This window comes from Microbulbifer sp. CNSA002, assembly GCF_047324085.1.
In the GTDB taxonomy this organism is placed as follows: Bacteria; Pseudomonadota; Gammaproteobacteria; order Pseudomonadales; family Cellvibrionaceae; genus Microbulbifer.
Window position 1 is genome coordinate 207,573 of the sequence record NZ_CP172449.1, and the last position, 19,079, is coordinate 226,651.

Genomic DNA, 19,079 nt, shown 5'->3' on the forward strand with positions numbered 1-19,079 from the left:
TTTCAAGCGGCCTTTATTGTTCTTGGAGCTGATGGGTGGGTGAATAAACTTCAATCAAACATACTCAACAAAGACCCTAAAGTTTCCTCTCCCTTCGCCTGATTCTGCTCCGGCGTCGCTTTACCAAATCCTTCCAACAACACATCTTCTTCCGGCAATTCGTCAATAAAGCGGCTGGGTGTGGTGTCCTGGGTTTCGCCGAACTGTTTGCGCTTGCCTGCCAAAGTCATGGTGAGGGTGCGCTGGGCGCGGGTGATACCCACGTAGGTGAGGCGGCGCTCTTCTTCGATATTGTCGTCTTCAATACTGTTGCGGTGGGGAAGTAAGTTCTCTTCCATACCGATCATAAACACATGGGGGAATTCCAGGCCCTTGGCGGCGTGCAGGGTCATAAGGCTGACCTTATCGGTGGCTTCCTCTTCTTCCTGGCGCTCCAGCATATCCCGCAGGATCAGTTTGGAGATGGCCTGTTCCAGGCGAATATCCTGCTCCAGCTCATCGTCGGTGCCCTCCATAATCTTGTTGAGGCTCTCCAGCAGCCAATACACATTTTCCATGCGCTTCTCGGCCACCTTCTCGCTGCTGGCGTTTTGCGAGAGCCAACCGGCGTAGTCGATATCTTCCAGCATTTCACGCAGGGCACCATTGGCGGTGGTATCGCGACAGTTGCGCTGAATCCCTTCGAGCCACAGGGCGAAGCGATTTAGGCGCTCGTAGCCCTGCTCGTTGATATGCTCCTTAAAGCCCAATTCCGAGCAGGCTTTGAACATGGAAATCTCGCGGCCCTTGGCGTAGTTGCCCAAGGCTTCCAGGCTGCTGGTACCTATTTGGCGACGCGGGGTATTGATAATGCGCAGGAACGCGTTGTCATCATCCGGATTCACCAACAGGCGCAGGTAGGCCATCACATCCTTGATTTCAGCGCGGGCGAAGAAGGAAGTACCGCCGGACATCTGGTAGGGAACCTGGTGTTCCTGCAGTTTCATTTCGATCAAGCGCGCTTGGTGGTTGCCGCGATAGAGCACGGCAAAATCCATAAACTTGCAGCCGCGACGGCTCTTTTGCAGAAAAATCTCGTTGGCGACCCGCTCCGCTTCCTCGTTTTCATTGGCCACTTTGAGTACGCGGATCTCCTCACCCAGACCGCGATCGGACCACAATGCTTTGTCGAATTCGTGAGGGTTGTGGGCGATCAGGTGGTTGGCCACTTTGAGGATGCGGCTGGTGGAGCGGTAGTTCTGCTCCAGTTTGATCAGGCGAAGGTTGGGGAAGTCGGTCTTCAGCGCACTCATATTCTCCGGGCGCGCGCCGCGCCAGGCGTAGATAGACTGGTCATCGTCTCCCACCACTGTGAGGCCGCCGCGCCCGCCCACTAGCAGCTTCACCAGCAGGTACTGGGAGTTGTTGGTGTCCTGATATTCGTCCACCAGCAGGTAGCGAATCTTTTTGCGCCAGCGTTGCAGCAACTCTGGATCTTTGTCGAACAACTGTACCGGCAGCAGGATCAAGTCGTCGAAGTCGACGGCATTGTAGGCCTTGAGGGCTTCACAGTAGCGATCGTAGGCAACCGCGATGGCCTGCTCACCGGGGCTCTGTGCCTGCTCCAGGGCACGGCGCGGGGTGAGCATATCGTTCTTCCAGTTGGAGATCTGGTTTTGTACCCGATCCAACAGGTCTGTATCCAGGTCGCCATCCCTGAGCATCAGCTCCTTGATCAGGGCGCGGGCGTCTTCCGCATCGAAGATGGAGAAACCGGGCTTAAAGCCGGCGGCGCGGTATTCCTTGCGCAGGATATTCAGCCCAAGGTTGTGAAAGGTGGATACGGTGAGACCGTGACTCGCTTTTGAGCGCTTGCCATCAGGGCCCGCCAGCAGTTTGCTGACCCGCTCTTTCATCTCCCGTGCCGCCTTGTTGGTGAAGGTGAGGGCGGCGATATTGCGCGCGGCGTAGCCACACTGCTCGATCAGGTAGGCGATCTTGCGGGTGATTACGCTGGTCTTGCCGGAGCCGGCACCGGCCAGTACCAGGCAAGGGCCATCGACGTACTTCACGGCTTCGGATTGGCGGGGATTGAGCTGGGTCATAGATGGGGCTGCATCTTCGCGTCGCGGAAAAGCGGGAGATTCTAGCAGTCTTGGCTCGAATCATCCCAGTACCAGTGCGAACCACCGGCCACACGTATACTTTGCCCTTGGGATTGGCTATAACTGCGCCTTATTCCCTGCTTGTGTAACCCCATGCAACAATCCATCGCCGGCTACCACCTGGATGAAGAGAATCACTGGGTGGCGGAGCTCGCCTGTGGCCACTTCCAACATGTACGCCACAATCCTCCCTGGACCAACCGGCCCTGGGTGATCACTGAACAAGGGCGCGAGTCCATGCTGGGATTCCAGCTCAATTGCAAGAAATGCGATGAGGGCGCACCGCCCGATACGCTCGAAAAGGTTGTATAGCCATGACAAAACTCTGGGTCGATGCCGACGCCTGCCCGGTCGCCATCAAGGAAATCCTGTTTCGCGCCGCTGAGCGTACAGCCACAGAACTGACTTTGGTGGCCAACCAAGCGGTGCGGGTGCCGCCGTCGCGCTATATTCGCTCCGTGCAAGTGACAGCGGGTTTTGATGTGGCGGATAACGAGATAGTGCAGCGCTGCGAGGCGGGGGATCTGATTATTACCAGCGATATCCCCCTGGCAGCAGAGGTGATCGACAAGGGTGCTGAAGCCCTTAATCCCCGTGGGGAGCGCTATACCAAAGCCAATATCCGCGCGCGTCTGAATATGCGGGACTTTATGGATACCCTGCGCTCCAGCGGCGTGCATACCGGCGGACCACCGGCCCTTAGCCAGGCGGACCGAAAAGCTTTTGCCGATCAGTTAGATAGATGGCTGGCAAAGAGTCGCAAGTAACTTTAAGGAGAATTGCCGTGGATAATTTGAGACTGAAGCCAATGGAAGAGTGGCAATTCCCAACATTGATGTCTTGGCTACCTGATAGGGAGCAGTGCCAACAGTGGGGGGGGCCTGATTTCAGGTTTCCGTTCGAGGGGAGGTCCTTCTTGGAGGATTGTCGCTGGCCGGAGTTTCCCAGCTACGCACTTCAGGACAGCAGCGGTGATGTGCTGGCTTTTGGGCAGTATTACCAACACCTGGGCCGCTGCCACCTAAGTCGCTTAATTGTCTCCCCCAATCATCGCGGAGCCGGATTAGGGCGTGCGCTGGTAGTACAGCTTGCACAAACAGGAGCCAGAGCCCTGGATGCAATCGAGTGCTCTTTATTTGTCCTGCGTACTAATCTAGCGGCACGGACTCTCTATCAGAAATTGGGCTTTGAGGAAGCGGCTTACCCAGGGCAGCGAAAATGGCTGGATCAGTGCGATTTTATGGTCGCACCGTCTGTAGATTTTCAGCAGAAACAAAATATTGAATAGCGAATATTCCATGCCTGAATTAATACAACCTATGACAGAGCGCTTACAGCTGCGCCAGTGGCGAGAGGAAGATAAGCCTGTACTTGCGGAAATGAATGCCGACCCCAGGGTGATGGAGTTCTTCCCCTCATTGCTGACGCGACAACAGAGCGACGCCGGTGTGGATCGCAGTATTGCGCATATTGAGAAATACGGCTGGGGCTTTTGGGCCTTGGAGCTGAGAGAGACTAAAGAGCTTCTTGGATTTGTCGGCATGAAAAATGTGACCGAAGATTTGCCCTTCACTCCAGCGGTAGAGATTGGCTGGCGCTTGGCCTTTCCCCACTGGGGAAAAGGCTATGCCAGTGAAGCTGCACAAGCATCTTTGGATGTAGCTTTTAATACCCTGAATCTCAGCGAAGTCGTTTCCTTTACTGCACTGCAAAACCTTCGTTCCCAGCGGGTGATGGAGCGGCTGGGTATGCGGCGGGATTCTCTCGTCTTTGAACATCCACTTGTCCCCAGCGAAAGCCATCTGCAGCGGCACTGCCTTTATCGCTTAAGTGCTGATGATTGGAAAAAATCTTGATGTGATTAGCTTCAGTTAGCTCGGGAACCATTACTTTTTCTTGGGTTCGGAGAGGGGGTGAATATGAGGTTCATCCCCTCTTCAACAATAACCAAGCAAATATAGCCCCACCATTAATTTCAGGTGAGGGCAGGGAGTTCTCGCTATGGGTTGTGTTAAATCGGCCTTTATAACGGCAACTGGTCTTCTGCTAGCGACTTTGCATATCGGCGTGTCCGCCGAACCTCTACTTAAAGTCAGTAAACGCCCAGATGGATCAACGCTTTACTGGTCTTTAGAGCAACCATCGGCTAACGGGAAGTATGGCTTGTTTTTGATAGCCCAGGGGTCTGGCTGCCTACCTGCTGTTAAAAATACTACTATCCAACAGGCTAAAGAGTTAGCGGCAGGATATGCTGTTTTATTGGTAGAAAAATATGGTGTAACTCACTCTGACAGCCCGGAAGAGCAATTTAAAGATTGTTCAAAAGAGTATGTAGCTAACCATACTGTTGAGCAGCGTGCGGTAGATGTAGAGCAGATTGTCGACGAACTGCGCGGGGCTGATTGGTGGAATGGCAAGCTGGTCTTGTTCGGCGGTTCCGAGGGTGGTGATCTTGTTGCACGACTGGCGCCGAGGCTAAATCCCGATGCGGCAGTGGTCTTTTCAAGTGGATTGGGGGAATCCTTTGCTCAAGTGCTAAAGAGTTTGGTTCCGCCCCACGTAGCTAAAGAGGTAGATGCCAAACTCGCCTATGCCCGAGCTAACCCAGAAAGCGCGGAAGTCTGGGGTGGAAACTCTATGCGTTGGTGGGCCGATGTCGTCGATCGGGTACCAGTTAACGATTTATTGAACAGCCATGCCCCCGTATTATTGATCCAGGGTACAGAAGATAAATCTGCCCCGGTCAGTTCCGGCCGAGCAGCACAAGATGCCTATGCATCAGCCGGACGTTGTGAGCTGACTTATTGGGAGTACCCCGGTTACGATCACTATATGACAGATAAGGATGGTGTAAATCACCGGGGAGAAGTTTTTGAAAGAATTTCTGGATGGATCAAAAAGACTGCACTAAATGGAGCTCCCGGGTGTATCTCTGATGCCGGTAAAAGTTGAGACTGATCAATGAATATAAGAATCCAATTAGCCGCAATAGTGATGGCCGCTTATTCCAGTTTTTCGGCAGCGGAAAACTATGCTGTCTTACCACAACTGGAAACCTACAAGGTACCAGAATCCTGGCGTCAGCCAGTAGCGCCTCTAAAGATTGCAGGTAACACGTGGCAAATAGGTACCGAGGGAATTACCTCACTGTTATTAAAAGGCAAAGAGGGATCGATTCTAATTGATGGTGGCATGGAGCAGACGGCTGAGCATTTATTGGAGAATATGCGCAGGTTGGGAGTCGCCCCCTCGGATCTCAAGTTAATCTTGCACAGTCAGGCCCATGCAGACCATGTAGGTTCCTTAGCCGAGCTAAAACGCGTAACTGGTGCACAGGTAGTAACCAATGCCGAGTCAGCGGTGTTAATGGCTCGCGGTGGTGCCAATGATATTCATTTTGCCGACGAACTTTTATATCCGCCAATAAAGGCGGATCGTATCCTGCACGATGGCGAGCAAGTGGTTCTAGGGGATTTGCGTCTACGCGTACATTTTATCCCAGGCCATACACCAGGGAGTATGGCCTGGACCTGGGAAGACAAAGTTGATGGTAAAACTAAAGATATAGCTTATGTGGATAGCCTTACAGCGCCCGGTTATCAACTGATTGATAACCGCCGCTATCCCAATATCTTAGAGGACTTCCGCACAAGCTTTGCCCGTGTGCGGGATTTACCTTGTGATTTACTACTTACCCCTCATGCACCTGCCAGCGGTTGGGAGTTTAAAAACAAAGCTATACAGAAAAAATCAGTAAGCTGTCATCAATATGCAGAGAAAGCGAAAAAAAAATTAAGTGAAAAGCTGGAAGCTGAGAAAGATCCAGCTGACTAGATATTTGCGCTACAAAACATGGCTCGGCATATTAATGCCGGGCCAAAAATTGATGCACCTTTGGCACAAGATAGAAATACATTAGTGGGACCAGAATAACGGTCATTATTAGCGCTTTTAAACCAATTGCAATTTGCAATTCCAGTGCCTGCATCCCTAGAAGTAATAGAGTAACAATAGGGTAAACCAATGCCCAGATGCACAGAGCATGTAGTATCGGTTTCTTCATTTGTTCAATTCCTCCATAAATTTAGAAATTGTCTTAAAATATCCGGGCAAGATTTTCTGTAGAAATTGTTTTCCATTCTCAGTAAGTGCTACACATTTTGCCCTGCCATCGCTGGAGTCTGCTTCCATAACGATGAGCTCATCTTCCACCATGCTTTTCAGGGTTCGTGTCATTACCGGGCGAGAAACATCGATGCGCTCTGCGATTTCTGAAGCGAGTAAACTATCTCTTTGAGGCTCCCGGTCGATAACGATCATTACCAGGAAGCGCAGCTGGGAGGTTCCGTGTTCAGAAAAGTAACCCTCCAGCTCCCGCAATAGGAGGCTCGCATCCCGCATCATGGTGAGGGCGCCCTGAATGGCAGTGGGGTCTTTTACAGAAAATCGTTTGGAATATCCCTCAACCATCTGTTGTGAGGGAAGTTCTTTGAGAAAAAACATAAGGGTATTAAGCCAACCTCACCAGCTTATTGATCTCCACAGGCTCTTTTAGCCACTCTTGATAGGCTTCGAATATCGGAGCGATATAGGGCATAGCGTAATGCTTGTCTAAGTCTTCCTGGCTGCGCCACTCCTCGTATAAAAACAGGTGTTCCCCGTCTTCGTGCACAGCAAACTGCAGGCAGCCCTCTTCCTTCAACGTATTAGCCACTATGGATAAGATGGCCTGTTTGGCTTGTATGAAGAATTCAGCCTTGGGGGAAATCTTGGCAATAATGAATAGATGCTTGTTCATATATAGTGCCTTTACATAGAGATGATTGCCATGATAACTATTTGGGTGGTTATGTCAACTGATCGCCATGTCAATAATTGCAATGATTAATGTGAATGAATACAGGCCTATTTTAAGTGGGTTGGGTTTATAAAATACTGAAATCACTAGGGGGAGAAATAGCAAGAAAAATCAAAAATACAGTAAAGCCTCACTGTAGGATGAAGGTTAATTGTTCATGTACATGCAATCGGACGAAAAGTTGTCGACAAGTTGAGTTGCAATAATTTGTCGAATAATGATCGAAGCTTTTACTGGGTGAGGATAAATATGCCTTTATGGATGAATCGAACTGCAAGAGATACTCGCAGAATTATAGAAAGAGTTATCTTAGCAGCAAGAGCTCGGGGTTGTATTAGAGTCGTTGAGTTTTCACAATCCCCTGGAAGTAAAATTCACACTGTACTCACTAAAAGGGGAGTTGGAGATGGTATATGTATAGCACTAGCACTTTATTGGCTTGAGGGGCAAATTAAAAACAGGGTCTATCTAGACCCTATGGTCGGGCAGAATAAGAGAGTTATTGCTGATGCTCTTTCACCGGCAATAGAATTATTTAATGCCACAAAAGCTGCGAGTACTCAGATGAAGGATGCCCATTTGTGGATGAATACTCACGGTTTCGTAGGAAATATGCCCCGTAAAGAATATGTCAATAGACTTAGAAATTGGGTTGGTGATTACTGCTGTCAGGGGCCAGATATAAATCAATTTCGAATAATTTCCACTCGAAGTTTTCATTCGCATACTATGGCCTTGGATCTTGAAAACTTGATATTTTTTGATCCAAATATTGGGACTTTCCAATTTAATTATCTGGCGCACCTGAGGAATTTTTTAAGCGATGTGATCTTTCCTTATGGGGTTGGGGGACGTGAACAAGGTGCACAATATTTGGGGCGTAAAGTGCTCCATGTTTTGGAAATGGGGTCTTATAGTCGGGATCCTAATTTAAATTACTTCATGAGCTGATATTGAGTATCCACCTCAGCTCACGAATAAAGGTATCGAGACCGGTATAGATTCCTCGGGATGTGTAAGTGTTCATATAGGCAAGTTATGCCGTAGCCGTTTGGCGCCTGTCCAGATTGCGGTACGCCAAAGCTTCAGCAATTTGAGTTGTGCTTATACGTTCAGAATTAGCAAGGTCTGCCAAGGTTCGGGCTACTTTAAGGACCCGATGGTAACTACGCGCGGATAGCCCCAGTTTTTCCACCGATTGACGTAAGAGGTGTTTCTCCTTTTCCCCCAAGGCACAGTGCTTTTCCAGCTCTGCGCCTTTTAACAGGTTATTTGTCTTACCTTGCCGCTGTATTTGTTGCTGGCGTGCGGCACAAACTCTCTCTCTCACGGTATCGGAAGTTTCTCCGGGAGCTGAATCCTGTAATTGCACAGCATTCATAGCGCCCACCTCTACCTGCATATCGATACGATCCAGCAGAGGGCCTGAGAGCTTGTTACGATATCGATCTATCTGGTCTGGGGTACAGCGACAGCGGGGTTCGCCTAAATAGCCACAAGGGCAGGGGTTCATAGCCCCGACCAGCTGAAAGTGGGCGGGGTAGGTGACTTGGGCTCGGGCGCGGGAGATACGCACTTCACCATTCTCCAGGGGTTCCCGCAGTATCTCCAGGGCGTGCCTGGGAAATTCGGGCATCTCATCAAGGAATAGGACTCCCCGGTGCGCGAGGGATATCTCACCGGGCCGTGGAGTACTGCCCCCACCGACCAGCGCTGTTGGGGAGGCGCTGTGGTGTGGGGCCCTGAAAGGGCGCAGGCTCTGGTGAGGTAGGCCTGCGCTGGAGTAAACGCTCGCTACCTCTAGTGACTCTTCAGTTGTCAGCGGGGGCAATATTCCTGGCAGGCGGCTGGCCAGCATGGTTTTGCCGGTGCCGGGCGGACCGTAAAAAAGCAGATTGTGGCTCCCGGCTGCTGCCACTTCGAGAGCGCGGCGGGCCTTTAGTTGGCCGCGCACATCGGCTAAGTCTGCGCACAGGTGCTCTTCGGCAATAGGCTCTGTAACAGCTTTGGGCATAGATTCACGCCCATGAAGTTCGGCGCAAACTTCCAGTAGGGAGTTGGCAATGCTGACTTCGCCGGTTGCCAGCGCGGCTTCCGCACCGTTCTCGGTAGGCACAACGAGTTTACGGTCTTCATTGGTGCAGGCCACGGCTGCCGGTAAGCTACCACTTACTTCCCGCAAGGCGCCGGTGAGTGCTAGCTCGCCAATAAATTCATAGCGTTCCAGAGTTTCGGTGGGAACCTGTCCCGAGGCACTGAGAATACCGATGGCGATGGCCAGATCGTAGCGGCCACCTTCCTTGGGTAAGTCGGCGGGGGCGAGGTTGACGGTAATACGGCGCTGGGGGAAGTCGAAATGGCTGTTGATTAGGGCGCTGCGCACACGGTCGCGGCTCTCCCGCACCGCCGCTTCCGGTAAACCCACAATATGAAAAGCAGGGAGTCCATTTGCCAGGTGGGTTTCTACGGTAACCAGAGGTGCAGAGACCCCGAGCTGAGCTCGGGAGTAGGTGACTGAGAGGCTCACGATTTCATCCTTGAAGTGGCTCCCTGGGCTTAGTCCTTGGCGGCGCTGTCTCTCTGCGCCAGGGCCTGCTCCAGCATTTCGACCTTATCTTCGAGTCGTGCCAGCTTTTCCCGGGTCCGGCGCAGTATCTCCACCTGAGTGTCGAACTCTCGCTGGGAGACCAATGGCAATTTATCCAGTGATACTTCCAGAGCACTGCGCAAGTCACTGGTCACCACGGCGCCCTGTTGTTGTAGCTCTTTCAGCAGCTGTTGCAGTTTATCTGCTGCCACGGGCATTTCCTCGCTAAATAAGATGGATATGAATAGCACGGGATTGTAACCCAGTGCATTTTTTGGAAAAAGCAGCCTAACAGCGCACCGTTCTGAGCGCACCTTAATCTTTACCTCCCCACTTCAGTGCAAAGGAAGAAAGGCAGTTCCATGTTGGTGCAGCACTTTGCCTCCGAGTTTCTATTCGTACGAATTTTACTAATTCAATTACTCCTAACTTATTGATTTTGCTTGCGGTTGCAGTGTTGGCATCAAGTCTGCAAACAATCTGTGCAGGTGTCCCATTAACGATCATTGGGAGTCTGGGAAAGTAGCAGTTCACGAGACGCAAGCGACCCTCTGTCACACCCGACAGTGAAGGACTGATTGCAGGCGGCGCCATAAAAGCACTCGAAAAAACAGCTTCAAAAGCCTTGGAGGATTAAAGTGGAAAATAAAATGTATAAAGTTGCCACTCTCGTCACCGGTGCCGTTCTCGCACTGGGCGCTGCAAATTTATCGATGGCTGCCGAGGGCGGTCCCAGCATTAGTGCCAATGTGGGTCTTGTTTCTGACTATAGATTCCGTGGTATTAGCCAGACTGATGGAGGCCCCGCATTACAGGGTGGTGTCGATGTCGATTTTGGAAACGGCATTTATATTGGCACCTGGGCATCCCAAGTGGATTTTGATTACGAGACTGATCAAACCGACTACGAACAGGATTTTTACGGCGGTTATAGTGCGGATATCAATGACAGCGTTAGCTTTGATGTTGGCTACATTTATTACGCCTATCACGGAGGAAGTGAAGATGAAGATTATCAGGAAATATACGGCAGCCTGAGTTTTTCAGACTTAACGTTGGGGTTTGCCTATTCCGATGATTATTGGGCGGATACCGGTGAGTTTTATTACCCTTATGCGGAATATAGTTTCGCTCTTCCCTCAGATCTTTCTCTCGATCTACATCTGGGATTAAACCTTTTTGAAGAAGAAGGTTTTCTCGATGGATCTGATTCCTATATCGATTACTCCGTTTCCCTCAGTAAGGAATTTGGCGGCTTGAGCCTGAGCGCTTCTTTCGTGGGCACCGATGTCAGCGATAAAGAGTGCTACGAGACCGACTGGTGCGAACCTACATTGCTCGCCGGCGCGACTTATACCTGGTAATACAAAAGGGCCTTCGCTAATACGAGGGCCCGTTTTTCTTTAGGGGAATACCATGAAATTAATCACTGCAATCATTAAACCCTTCAAGCTGGATGCTGTGAGAGATGCCCTGCGGGAGTCGGGGGTTAATGGTGTAACGGTTACTGAAGTGAAGGGCTTTGGTCGCCAAAAAGGGCATACGGAATTGTATCGCGGTGCAGAGTATGTGGTGGATTTTCTTCCGAAAACCATGCTGCAAATAGCGGTGTCAGATTCGCAACTGGATGCGGTTATCGAAGCAATTGGTTCCAGCGCGCAGAGTGGCAAGATCGGTGACGGAAAAATATTTGTCGCAGAGCTTGAGCAGGTCGTGCGCATACGTACCGGAGAAACCGGTAATGCAGCAATTTAATTAAAAACCGAAAACATAATTTTAATAAATATCCAGATTTGAACGGAGAGGAATATGGAGAACCAAATTTTTCAATTGCAGTATGCAATTGATACTTTTTACTTTCTGATGTGCGGCGCCTTGGTAATGTGGATGGCCGCCGGCTTTTCCATGCTGGAAGCCGGCTTGGTGCGTTCCAAAAACACCACGGAAATTCTCACCAAGAATGTGGCCCTGTTTGCGATTGCCTGCATTATGTATCTGCTGACTGGCTACGCCATTATGTACGATGGTGGCTGGGCATTGTCCGGTATTGAGGCGTTTAGTCTGGAAGGCGTCCTCAGCGATTCTGCAGAAAATGGTTTTGAAGGTGACTCCGTTTATTCCGGAGCTTCAGACTTTTTCTTCCAGGTGGTTTTCGTAGCTACCGCTATGTCCATTGTATCCGGTGCGGTTGCCGAGCGTATGAAGCTGTGGAGTTTCCTGGCCTTTGCAGTAGTTTTGACCGGTTTCATCTATCCACTGGAAGGTGCCTGGACCTGGGGCGGCAAAGAGGTTTTCGGCCTGTACAACTTGGGCGATCTCGGTTTCTCTGATTTTGCCGGTTCCGGTATCGTGCATATGGCGGGTGCAGCGGCTGCGCTTGCTGGTGTCCTGCTACTGGGCGCGCGCAAAGGCAAATACGGCCCTAACGGCCAAGTGTATGCCATTCCCGGTGCTAACTTGCCGTTGGCAACCCTGGGTACCTTTATCCTGTGGATGGGCTGGTTTGGCTTCAATGGCGGCTCCGTACTGAAGCTGGGCGATGCTGCCAGTGCACACTCCGTTGCCATGGTCTTTGTGAATACCAATACCGCTGCTGCCGGTGGTGCTATTGCTGCACTGATCACCGCCCGTATCCTGTTCGGTAAAGCTGATCTGACCATGTTGCTCAATGGCGCCCTGGCTGGTCTGGTAGCAATTACTGCGGAGCCATCGACCCCGACTGCATTGCAGGCAACCCTCTTCGGTATGATCGCCGGTGTGTTGGTGGTCTTCTCTATCATCACCCTGGATAAGCTGAAAATTGATGATCCGGTGGGCGCTATCTCTGTACACGGCGTTGTCGGCTTGCTCGGTTTGCTATTGGTACCTGTGACTAACAATGATTCCAGTTTCAGCGGGCAATTGATTGGTGCACTGACCATCTTTGGCTGGGTATTCGTCAGTTCATTTGCAGTGTGGTACCTGCTCAAGCTCGTCACTGGTATCCGTGTGAGCGAAGATGAGGAGCAAGAGGGTGTTGACTTGACCGAATGCGGAATGGAAGCTTACCCGGAATTTATGAACAAGTAAGTTAACAGTGTCGGTGCTGCCCCATAGGCGGGGCAGTGGCCTGGGTAAGGTTCTCTCGACGAGGACGAATCAGGGGAAATACTCAAGATGAAATTGATTACGGCTGTAGTAAAGCCCTTCAAATTGGATGATGTACGCACTGCCCTGTCTGAAGTGGGCGTGCAAGGAATGACCGTCACCGAGGTAAAAGGTTTTGGGCGTCAAAAGGGCCATACAGAACTTTATCGTGGCGCCGAATATGTGGTGGACTTCCTACCGAAAGTAAAATTGGAACTCGCTGTTGATGATGAGATGGTGGACTCCGCTGTTGAGGCAATCACCAAGGCGGCGCAAACCGGCAAAATCGGTGACGGCAAAATCTTTATCACGGCTCTCGAAGAAGTCATTCGTATCCGTACCGGTGAAACCGGTAGCGAAGCTGTGTAACCTGTTTGATAACTCTTTCATAACGTAGCGATTGAGTATCATAAGCCCCGCAAGGGGCTTTATATGCACTTCTGATAAATCCCGCTATCTCGCCTTCGATCTTTGTTATCTATTTTGCTTGAAATATCTGCTACCGGTGCAGGCGCAAAAATCTGCATAACTAACTGAAATATTCCCATTTCATTTCCCAACAAAAAACTCTACAGCCTCCTCCTTGTGTTACTGGCACGGGGGTGGGGAACTGCCTATAAATTAATCGCCGCTATTGACGCGGTAGGGGATCGCCACTGGAAAGTGGTTGTCAGTTTTGTAGATGCCGCGGGAAAGGGGCGGCACAGAGGTACTCCCTCTGTAACAGGAGTAAAGGTTACAGGGTTTTAGCTATGAAAGATGGTTATGAAGATCAGGGTAAGAACTCTCGCAGCAAGGACTCCGAGGAATTTGCAGAAGAACGCAGTATCACCTCTCGCCAGCGTGCCAGAAGCCAGTTAAGTTCCGATGTAGAGGAGTTTCTCGCCGGTGGCGGCGCGATTAGTGAAGTTGATCCAGAAGTTACCGCCGACCCCCCGCGCAAACCGCAGCCAAAATACGGCAGCCGCCCTATCTAATCTCTCTGGTCGCTGTTGCTCCTCCAGCAGGAGGAGTGACAGTTGGCCAAACCCCTCTCAGAGCTTTTACCGATTGAGCAGTTTCGGTAGCAGGCGCTCCAGGACTTCGCCGATATAGGATAGGAATAAAGTACCCAGGCTAGACCGGTAATACTGGGGATCAGCAGAGCCTACCGCTAGAGTGCCAAGTTGATTGCCCAAAGGAACTACGGCAGCTGAAGCGATATATTGCGCTTTTTCCGCAAATAGGAATTCTTTTTCCCGCTGGCGCAAAACACCACAGATGGGGCGGCCGTTACGAATTATTCCGCCAATTGCCGTCTCGGCATCGGAAAATGTGTTGGTCTGAACTTGTCCCAGGCTTTGGCGGGGAACAGATAGTGGCTCGAACAGAGTCAGGCTGGTGAACTCAACATTGAAGTCAGCGGCGAAACTGGCATAGAGAGCTTCTGTGACTTCACCGATATTTTCAGCTTCCAGCAGTGCCAGGATAAGTCGGCGGCTATTGAAAAATAACTGGTCGTTGTCCCGTGCGTTGTGCAAGAGCTGGTCGAGGCGCTGGCGCATTTCGATATTGCGCTCACGCAGCAAATTCGTTTGGTGGGTCATCAGCGACACGGTCTTGCCATTTTCCCGCGGCAACTTGATGGTTTCCAGAAGTTCCATGCGCTCTTCAAAGAACTCCGGGTTTTGAATCAGGTAGCGGGCTACCTGCCGTGCCAGCAGTTTATCGTCACGCTGGGTTTCCTTGTGAGTGTCGCCGGCAATCTCTTCGGGGGGCTGATTGGCGTCTGTGTGTTCCATTGTGTTTGCTTTTTCTGGCACGGGGATGGGGCATCGGACAACTGATGTGGCGAAGCGTTCTGCTCTCTGAGTTATCCCGTACCCGCTTGTGGCGGGTTTACTGCCAAATACCCGGACAATTGTTTAGAGAATAATCTGCCCGTGAAAAACTGTGGTTGCGGGCCCGGTCATAGTAACTGGCTGGCCGGGTCCGCTCCAGTGAATTGTCAGTGTGCCGCCGGGGAGCTGAATTTGGACTTTGTCATCCACCAGGTTTCGCAGGCGAGCGTATACCATGGCAGCACAGGCGCCGGTGCCACAGGCACGAGTTTCGCCAACGCCGCGCTCAAATACCCTGAGCCGGGCTTCGGTGCGTGTATCCACTTGCAGAAAGCCAGCGTTGACCTTTTGTGGGAACCGCGGGTGGCGTTCAATTAGGGGCCCGAGTCTTTCCACCGGTGCGGAAGCGATATCTTCCACCAGCAGAACCGCGTGGGGGTTTCCCATGGATACAGCACCAATGGTGAAGGTCTCCCCGTCCACTTCCAGGGGATAGGACTCTGCACGGCGATCGGCGGAAAAAGGTACTTTTTGGGGCTCAAGGACTGGTGCTCCCATATCGACACTAACCTGATCCCCGTCCAGCACTCTAAGGTGCAGTAAACCGGCGGCAGTTTCTACTTGGATATTTTTCTTACCGGTAAGGCGGCGTTCACGTACAAAGCGGGCAAAGCAGCGGGCGCCATTGCCGCAATTTTCCACTTCGCTGCCATCAGCGTTAAATATGCGATAGCGAAAATCCGCCTCGGGTGTGCGGGGCGGCTCCACCAGCAGTACCTGGTCGCAGCCCACGCCGAGGCAGCGGTCTGCCAGGCGACGAGTTTTTTCCGGGGTCAGTTTAATTTTTTGGCTGACGCCGTCGAGCATCACGAAATCGTTGCCGAGCCCATGCATCTTGCTGAATTTAACGCGCATTCCATTTCTCTATTCGTACTGATTTTCCGCGGCGTTAGCTGCGGTTTGGGGCCCGGGCTGAAAAATGGACCCCACTGCGATGCAAGTAGCTGATCAGGCTTTTTTGGGGACAGTGGTTTCACCGCGAACCAAGTCAGCAAAAGTCTCCCGCTCACGCACCAGGTAAGTTTTGTCGCCATCCACAAGTACTTCAGCAGCGCGACAGCGGCTGTTGTAATTGGAACTCATGGTGAAACCGTAGGCACCGGTCGACAACATGGCTAACAGTTGCCCCTCTCGCAGAGATTGGGAGCGGTTTTTACCCAGGAAGTCGCCCGTTTCGCATACCGGACCGACAATATCCCACAGGGTACTTTCACTCTCGTCCGGTGTCACTGGCACAATATCCTGCCATGCTTGGTAAAGGGCCGGACGCAGGTTGTCATTCATGGCGGCATCGACGATAGCGAAGTTGTGCTCTTCGGTACGCTTCAGGTATTCGACCCGGGTCAGCAGGGCGCCGCCGTTGGCGGCAATGGAGCGGCCGGGTTCGAGAATCAGGGATAAATTGCGTTCGCCGATACGCTTGTGGACCTCCGCCAGGTAATCCCCGACAGGGGGTGGTTCCTCACCCCGATAACGCACACCGAGGCCTCCGCCCAGATCCAGGTGTTCCAGGGTAATTCCCAGCTCGGCGAGCTGATCGATAAGAACCAGCAGGCGATCGAGTGCATCCAGGAAGGGGGCGACTTCGGTGAGCTGGGAACCGATATGGCAGTCCACACCGGTAATTTTCAGATGCTCGGAATCCGCCGCGTGCTGATAAACTTCGATCGCCTTGTCTATGGCGATGCCAAATTTATTTTCTTTGAGACCGGTAGAAATATAGGGGTGGGTTTGTGCATCCACATCGGGATTGACTCTGATGGAAATCGGGGCGGTCTTGCCACACTCTGCGGCCACGCGCTCAAGGCGGTCAATTTCCGCTTCTGATTCAATATTGAAGCAGTGCACTCCAACCTCCAGAGCACGCCGCATTTCCTCTGAGGTTTTACCCACTCCGGAAAATACGATTCGCGATGGGTTGCCGCCGGCGAGCAGCACTCGCTCAAGTTCCCCGCCGGAAACAATATCAAAGCCCGCCCCCAGCTGTGCCAGCACTGACAGAATGCCCAGGTTACTATTGGCTTTCACTGCGTAGCAGATTAGGCCGGGACGATTGCCGAGGGCCTCGGCGTAATCCCGATATTGCCGTTCAAAGTGCGCGCGGCTGTAGACATAAGTGGGGGTGCCGAAATTCTCAGCTATTTGTTCCAGTGAAACCTGCTCAGCCCACAGGCTACCGTCGCGATAACTAAACTCTCTCATATGACCGGTTCTTACTCTTCTAAATCTTCCTCGACATTGGAGTCATCCGCTGTGCCCGATTCGTCGTCGACTTCGATAGTCGGGCCGGTCTCAATGGTGTCATCGATATCAAAGTCGGGCCCATAGCCGTCTTCAGATTCAATTTCATCAACGGTTTCCACCGCTTGCTCTGCTGCGGAGCCGGGCTCGCCCGGTTGTGCTGCACCACTGGTGGGTACTGTCTCCGGCGGGCCACCTGGAATATTGGAGGCGGGCATGGCGGGGTCCTGTGGAAGATAGAGAGGACCTTTTTGGCCACAGCCCAGTAACAGTGCGGTGGCACCGATGGTGATGGTTAATAGAGAGAGTCGTTTTTTGAGCATCGATAACATCCTGAGAGTCGGAGATTCGCAGCGGCAACCGGCAAAAGCCTGATAGTATAGCGGCCCACCTGATTCAACACATTACACGGTAACAGAAGTAACCAAAGATGAGCCAAGCGGAATATGATGCGGCTGTGGAGCAGACTCTAATCGGTATTGAGGATGCACTCGATCACTGTGATTGGGATATTGACTACGAACGCAGTGATGCGGTGCTGACCCTGACCCTGGAAGACAATGGCAGCCAGGTAATTCTCTCGCGCCAGTCTGCCAACCGGGAGTTGTGGGTCGCCGCCAAATCCGGTGGCTACCATCTTTCTTTTGAAAACCCCGGTTGGAAGTGCACCACGACCGGTGAGGACCTGCCGACTTTGCTCGACCGCGTATTGAGCGAGCAGCAAGGCGAACAGGTTTCCCTCGGATTATCCGCTTAAACAGCGCTTAAGTGCGCTGCGAAATCTCTTCCCGTGCGCGTTTACAGGCCGCGCGCACCTGGTTTGGTGCGGTACCGCCAATATGATCGCGAGCCGCAACCGAGCCCTCTAAAGTCAGCACCTCAAATACATCTTCGCCAATTTCTGTTGAGAACTGTTGTAGTTGGGCCAGGTTGAGTTCGGATAAGTCTTTATCCTGTTCAATAGCAAAGGATACGGACTGCCCGACAATTTCGTGAGCATCGCGGAAGGCCACCCCTTTGCGCACCAGGTAATCGGCCAGATCCGTCGCGGTGGAGAAGCCCTTGGCCGCAGCTTCCAGCATATTTTCTTTTTTTGCCTTCAGTGCCGGCGCCATATCGGCAAACGCGCGCAGGCAATCCAGTGCGGTATCGGCGGCATCGAATAGTGGCTCTTTATCTTCCTGGTTGTCCTTGTTGTAGGCCAGCGGTTGGCTCTTCATCAGTGTCAGCAGCGCAATCAGGTGGCCGTTAACCCGGCCCGTTTTTCCGCGCACCAGCTCCGGAACATCGGGGTTTTTCTTCTGCGGCATAATTGAGGAGCCGGTGCAGAAGCGATCGGGCAGGTCAATAAAGTCGAACTGGCTGGAAGTCCACAGCACCAGTTCCTCACTGGCCCGGGATAGATGGGTGAGCAGCAGCGCGGCGAAAGCACAAAATTCGATAGCGAAATCCCGGTCGCTGACGGAGTCGAGGGAGTTTTCTGTGGGGGCATCGAAGCCCAGCAACTCCGCTGTGCGTGCGCGATTGATCGGATAGCTGGTGCCGGCCAGTGCTGCGGCTCCCAACGGCGAGCGGTTAACCCGTTTGCGGCAATCCATGAGGCGCTCGAAATCCCGGCTCAGCATGGCATTCCAGGCCAGTAAGTGGTGGCCAAAGGTCACTGGTTGCGCGCTCTGTAAGTGAGTAAAGCCGGGCATAATGGTATCGGCTTCGCGCTCGGCTAAATCGACCAAGCCATTTTGCAGGCGGGTCAGTTCGGCAGCAATCAGATCGATGCGCCCACGCAGCCACAGGCGGATGTCGGTTGCCACCTGATCGTTGCGCGAGCGGCCGGTATGCAGTTTCTTGCCAGTGGCACCAATGCGTTGGGTCAGGCGCGCTTCGATATTCATATGGACATCTTCGAGCTGCACAGACCAGGGAAATTCTCCCGCTTTTATCTCTTCGGCGATGCCCTTCAGGCCGTCGGCTATCTTGTGATATTCATCAGCACTTAATACCCCCACTTCTGACAACATCTGCGCGTGGGCAAGTGATCCCTGGATGTCTTCCATGGCCATGCGCTGGTCAAAAGTCACCGAGGCGGTAAATCGCTCGACAAAGGCATCGGTGGCTTCACTAAAGCGGCCGCCCCAGAGTTTGGCGGCAGGATTGTTGGCGGACTCGGAGGGGGATTTTTCGTTACTCATGGTTTTCCTGGCTGCAGTGAGATGAAAGGCTGGGGAGCTTGGTGATATCTTGCG

Annotated in this window: 24 protein-coding genes; 13 read left to right on the forward strand and 11 right to left on the reverse strand. The window is 52.2% G+C overall.

The features are described from left to right. Positions 1-50 precede the first annotated feature (50 nt). Complete coding sequence (rep, locus tag ACG1BZ_RS00960) at positions 51-2,084, reverse strand: DNA helicase Rep (RefSeq protein WP_413664032.1); 2,034 nt, start codon at positions 2,082-2,084, stop codon at positions 51-53. A 153-nt stretch (positions 2,085-2,237) separates the two neighbouring features. Here rep and ACG1BZ_RS00965 point away from each other — a divergent pair, with 153 nt between their 5' ends. The 6 genes from ACG1BZ_RS00965 (at position 2,238) to bla (ending at position 5,978) form a co-directional block, all read left to right on the forward strand. Further along, positions 2,238-2,456 carry a DUF3565 domain-containing protein gene (locus ACG1BZ_RS00965; protein ID WP_413664033.1) on the forward strand — a complete coding sequence of 73 codons (219 nt, stop codon included), beginning with the start codon at positions 2,238-2,240 and terminating at the stop codon, positions 2,454-2,456. A 2-nt stretch (positions 2,457-2,458) separates the two neighbouring features. Next, entirely contained in the window at positions 2,459-2,911 is a 453-nt protein-coding gene (locus tag ACG1BZ_RS00970) for a YaiI/YqxD family protein (protein WP_152450565.1), read from the forward strand. 17 nt (positions 2,912-2,928) lie between these two features. After that, a complete protein-coding gene (locus tag ACG1BZ_RS00975) occupies positions 2,929-3,432 on the forward strand; it encodes a GNAT family N-acetyltransferase (protein WP_413664034.1) in 504 nt (167 codons plus the stop codon). 10 nt (positions 3,433-3,442) lie between these two features. Continuing rightward, the gene (locus ACG1BZ_RS00980) at positions 3,443-4,000 is read left to right on the forward strand and encodes a GNAT family N-acetyltransferase (protein ID WP_413664035.1); all 558 of its coding nucleotides are present in this window, start codon (positions 3,443-3,445) and stop codon (positions 3,998-4,000) included. A 145-nt stretch (positions 4,001-4,145) separates the two neighbouring features. Beyond that, on the forward strand, positions 4,146-5,096 hold the full coding sequence (locus ACG1BZ_RS00985) for an alpha/beta hydrolase family protein (RefSeq protein WP_413664036.1): 951 nt from the start codon (positions 4,146-4,148) through the stop codon (positions 5,094-5,096). Positions 5,097-5,111: 15 nt separating this feature from the next. Then, on the forward strand, positions 5,112-5,978 hold the full coding sequence (gene bla, locus ACG1BZ_RS00990) for a subclass B3 metallo-beta-lactamase (RefSeq protein WP_413665825.1): 867 nt from the start codon (positions 5,112-5,114) through the stop codon (positions 5,976-5,978). Positions 5,979-6,009: 31 nt separating this feature from the next. Here bla and ACG1BZ_RS00995 read toward each other — a convergent pair whose 3' ends face one another. The 3 genes from ACG1BZ_RS00995 to ACG1BZ_RS01005 are packed head-to-tail and all read right to left on the reverse strand — an operon-like array spanning position 6,010 to position 6,942. Further along, positions 6,010-6,207, reverse strand: coding sequence for a hypothetical protein (locus ACG1BZ_RS00995; protein WP_413664037.1), 198 nt, complete (start codon positions 6,205-6,207; stop codon positions 6,010-6,012). Further along, positions 6,204-6,647 carry a MarR family winged helix-turn-helix transcriptional regulator gene (locus ACG1BZ_RS01000; protein ID WP_413664038.1) on the reverse strand — a complete coding sequence of 148 codons (444 nt, stop codon included), beginning with the start codon at positions 6,645-6,647 and terminating at the stop codon, positions 6,204-6,206. Before ACG1BZ_RS01000 ends, ACG1BZ_RS00995 begins: the two co-directional genes overlap by 4 nt. A 7-nt stretch (positions 6,648-6,654) precedes the next feature. Further along, positions 6,655-6,942 carry a putative quinol monooxygenase gene (locus tag ACG1BZ_RS01005; RefSeq protein WP_413664039.1) on the reverse strand — a complete coding sequence of 96 codons (288 nt, stop codon included), beginning with the start codon at positions 6,940-6,942 and terminating at the stop codon, positions 6,655-6,657. A gap of 309 nt (positions 6,943-7,251) precedes the next feature. Here ACG1BZ_RS01005 and ACG1BZ_RS01010 point away from each other — a divergent pair, with 309 nt between their 5' ends. After that, entirely contained in the window at positions 7,252-7,953 is a 702-nt protein-coding gene (locus ACG1BZ_RS01010) for a YopT-type cysteine protease domain-containing protein (protein ID WP_413664040.1), read from the forward strand. Between the two features lie 85 nt (positions 7,954-8,038). On the opposite strand, the gene ACG1BZ_RS01015 is transcribed toward ACG1BZ_RS01010, so the two are convergent. Together ACG1BZ_RS01015 and ACG1BZ_RS01020 are read right to left on the reverse strand one after the other, a co-directional pair. Continuing rightward, positions 8,039-9,529: a YifB family Mg chelatase-like AAA ATPase gene (locus ACG1BZ_RS01015; RefSeq protein ID WP_413664041.1), complete on the reverse strand. Its 1,491-nt coding sequence runs from the start codon at positions 9,527-9,529 to the stop codon at positions 8,039-8,041. A gap of 29 nt (positions 9,530-9,558) precedes the next feature. Then, complete coding sequence (locus tag ACG1BZ_RS01020; protein WP_108735120.1) at positions 9,559-9,801, reverse strand: accessory factor UbiK family protein; 243 nt, start codon at positions 9,799-9,801, stop codon at positions 9,559-9,561. Positions 9,802-10,227: 426 nt separating this feature from the next. Here ACG1BZ_RS01020 and ACG1BZ_RS01025 point away from each other — a divergent pair, with 426 nt between their 5' ends. The 5 genes from ACG1BZ_RS01025 (at position 10,228) to ACG1BZ_RS01045 (ending at position 13,692) form a co-directional block, all read left to right on the forward strand. Next, a complete protein-coding gene (locus ACG1BZ_RS01025; RefSeq protein WP_413664042.1) occupies positions 10,228-10,953 on the forward strand; it encodes a TorF family putative porin in 726 nt (241 codons plus the stop codon). A gap of 52 nt (positions 10,954-11,005) precedes the next feature. Further along, a complete protein-coding gene (locus ACG1BZ_RS01030) occupies positions 11,006-11,344 on the forward strand; it encodes a P-II family nitrogen regulator (RefSeq protein ID WP_413664043.1) in 339 nt (112 codons plus the stop codon). A gap of 54 nt (positions 11,345-11,398) precedes the next feature. Next, on the forward strand, positions 11,399-12,658 hold the full coding sequence (locus ACG1BZ_RS01035; protein WP_413664044.1) for an ammonium transporter: 1,260 nt from the start codon (positions 11,399-11,401) through the stop codon (positions 12,656-12,658). A gap of 87 nt (positions 12,659-12,745) precedes the next feature. Continuing rightward, on the forward strand, positions 12,746-13,084 hold the full coding sequence (locus ACG1BZ_RS01040) for a P-II family nitrogen regulator (RefSeq protein ID WP_108731383.1): 339 nt from the start codon (positions 12,746-12,748) through the stop codon (positions 13,082-13,084). A 383-nt stretch (positions 13,085-13,467) separates the two neighbouring features. Continuing rightward, the gene (locus tag ACG1BZ_RS01045) at positions 13,468-13,692 is read left to right on the forward strand and encodes a hypothetical protein (RefSeq protein ID WP_108731384.1); all 225 of its coding nucleotides are present in this window, start codon (positions 13,468-13,470) and stop codon (positions 13,690-13,692) included. A 66-nt stretch (positions 13,693-13,758) separates the two neighbouring features. Here the strand turns inward: ACG1BZ_RS01045 and ACG1BZ_RS01050 are convergent, their stop codons facing one another. From ACG1BZ_RS01050 to lptM, 4 genes are all read right to left on the reverse strand, one after another. Continuing rightward, positions 13,759-14,496 (reverse strand): DUF484 family protein, encoded by a 738-nt coding sequence (locus ACG1BZ_RS01050; RefSeq protein ID WP_413664045.1) that lies wholly within the window; start codon positions 14,494-14,496, stop codon positions 13,759-13,761. A gap of 123 nt (positions 14,497-14,619) precedes the next feature. Next, positions 14,620-15,450, reverse strand: coding sequence for a diaminopimelate epimerase (gene dapF, locus ACG1BZ_RS01055; RefSeq protein WP_413664046.1), 831 nt, complete (start codon positions 15,448-15,450; stop codon positions 14,620-14,622). 93 nt (positions 15,451-15,543) lie between these two features. Further along, a complete protein-coding gene (gene lysA / locus ACG1BZ_RS01060) occupies positions 15,544-16,797 on the reverse strand; it encodes a diaminopimelate decarboxylase (protein WP_413664047.1) in 1,254 nt (417 codons plus the stop codon). A gap of 11 nt (positions 16,798-16,808) precedes the next feature. Beyond that, positions 16,809-17,159, reverse strand: coding sequence for an LPS translocon maturation chaperone LptM (gene lptM / locus ACG1BZ_RS01065; protein ID WP_282930330.1), 351 nt, complete (start codon positions 17,157-17,159; stop codon positions 16,809-16,811). 107 nt (positions 17,160-17,266) lie between these two features. On the opposite strand from lptM, the gene cyaY reads away from it, so the two are divergent. Further along, positions 17,267-17,593, forward strand: a complete 327-nt coding sequence (cyaY, locus tag ACG1BZ_RS01070; RefSeq protein WP_282930329.1) for an iron donor protein CyaY — start codon at positions 17,267-17,269, stop codon at positions 17,591-17,593. A gap of 7 nt (positions 17,594-17,600) precedes the next feature. On the opposite strand, the gene argH is transcribed toward cyaY, so the two are convergent. Beyond that, the gene (gene argH, locus ACG1BZ_RS01075; protein ID WP_413664048.1) at positions 17,601-19,025 is read right to left on the reverse strand and encodes an argininosuccinate lyase; all 1,425 of its coding nucleotides are present in this window, start codon (positions 19,023-19,025) and stop codon (positions 17,601-17,603) included. Between the last annotated feature and the right edge of the window lie 54 nt (positions 19,026-19,079).

What these genes read in the sequence shown, in the direction of transcription:
- rep (WP_413664032.1), bottom strand. Translation starts at nt 2,084, where the DNA reads ATGACCCAGCTCAATCCCCGCCAATCCGAAGCCGTGAAGTACGTCGAT.
- ACG1BZ_RS00965 (WP_413664033.1), top strand. Translation starts at nt 2,238, where the DNA reads ATGCAACAATCCATCGCCGGCTACCACCTGGATGAAGAGAATCACTGG.
- ACG1BZ_RS00970 (WP_152450565.1), top strand. Translation starts at nt 2,459, where the DNA reads ATGACAAAACTCTGGGTCGATGCCGACGCCTGCCCGGTCGCCATCAAG.
- ACG1BZ_RS00980 (WP_413664035.1), top strand. Translation starts at nt 3,443, where the DNA reads ATGCCTGAATTAATACAACCTATGACAGAGCGCTTACAGCTGCGCCAG.
- ACG1BZ_RS00985 (WP_413664036.1), top strand. Translation starts at nt 4,146, where the DNA reads ATGGGTTGTGTTAAATCGGCCTTTATAACGGCAACTGGTCTTCTGCTA.
- ACG1BZ_RS00995 (WP_413664037.1), bottom strand. Translation starts at nt 6,207, where the DNA reads ATGAAGAAACCGATACTACATGCTCTGTGCATCTGGGCATTGGTTTAC.
- ACG1BZ_RS01000 (WP_413664038.1), bottom strand. Translation starts at nt 6,647, where the DNA reads ATGTTTTTTCTCAAAGAACTTCCCTCACAACAGATGGTTGAGGGATAT.
- ACG1BZ_RS01005 (WP_413664039.1), bottom strand. Translation starts at nt 6,942, where the DNA reads ATGAACAAGCATCTATTCATTATTGCCAAGATTTCCCCCAAGGCTGAA.
- ACG1BZ_RS01010 (WP_413664040.1), top strand. Translation starts at nt 7,252, where the DNA reads ATGCCTTTATGGATGAATCGAACTGCAAGAGATACTCGCAGAATTATA.
- ACG1BZ_RS01030 (WP_413664043.1), top strand. Translation starts at nt 11,006, where the DNA reads ATGAAATTAATCACTGCAATCATTAAACCCTTCAAGCTGGATGCTGTG.
- ACG1BZ_RS01035 (WP_413664044.1), top strand. Translation starts at nt 11,399, where the DNA reads ATGGAGAACCAAATTTTTCAATTGCAGTATGCAATTGATACTTTTTAC.
- ACG1BZ_RS01040 (WP_108731383.1), top strand. Translation starts at nt 12,746, where the DNA reads ATGAAATTGATTACGGCTGTAGTAAAGCCCTTCAAATTGGATGATGTA.
- ACG1BZ_RS01045 (WP_108731384.1), top strand. Translation starts at nt 13,468, where the DNA reads ATGAAAGATGGTTATGAAGATCAGGGTAAGAACTCTCGCAGCAAGGAC.
- ACG1BZ_RS01050 (WP_413664045.1), bottom strand. Translation starts at nt 14,496, where the DNA reads ATGGAACACACAGACGCCAATCAGCCCCCCGAAGAGATTGCCGGCGAC.
- dapF (WP_413664046.1), bottom strand. Translation starts at nt 15,450, where the DNA reads ATGCGCGTTAAATTCAGCAAGATGCATGGGCTCGGCAACGATTTCGTG.
- lysA (WP_413664047.1), bottom strand. Translation starts at nt 16,797, where the DNA reads ATGAGAGAGTTTAGTTATCGCGACGGTAGCCTGTGGGCTGAGCAGGTT.
- lptM (WP_282930330.1), bottom strand. Translation starts at nt 17,159, where the DNA reads ATGCTCAAAAAACGACTCTCTCTATTAACCATCACCATCGGTGCCACC.
- cyaY (WP_282930329.1), top strand. Translation starts at nt 17,267, where the DNA reads ATGAGCCAAGCGGAATATGATGCGGCTGTGGAGCAGACTCTAATCGGT.
- argH (WP_413664048.1), bottom strand. Translation starts at nt 19,025, where the DNA reads ATGAGTAACGAAAAATCCCCCTCCGAGTCCGCCAACAATCCTGCCGCC.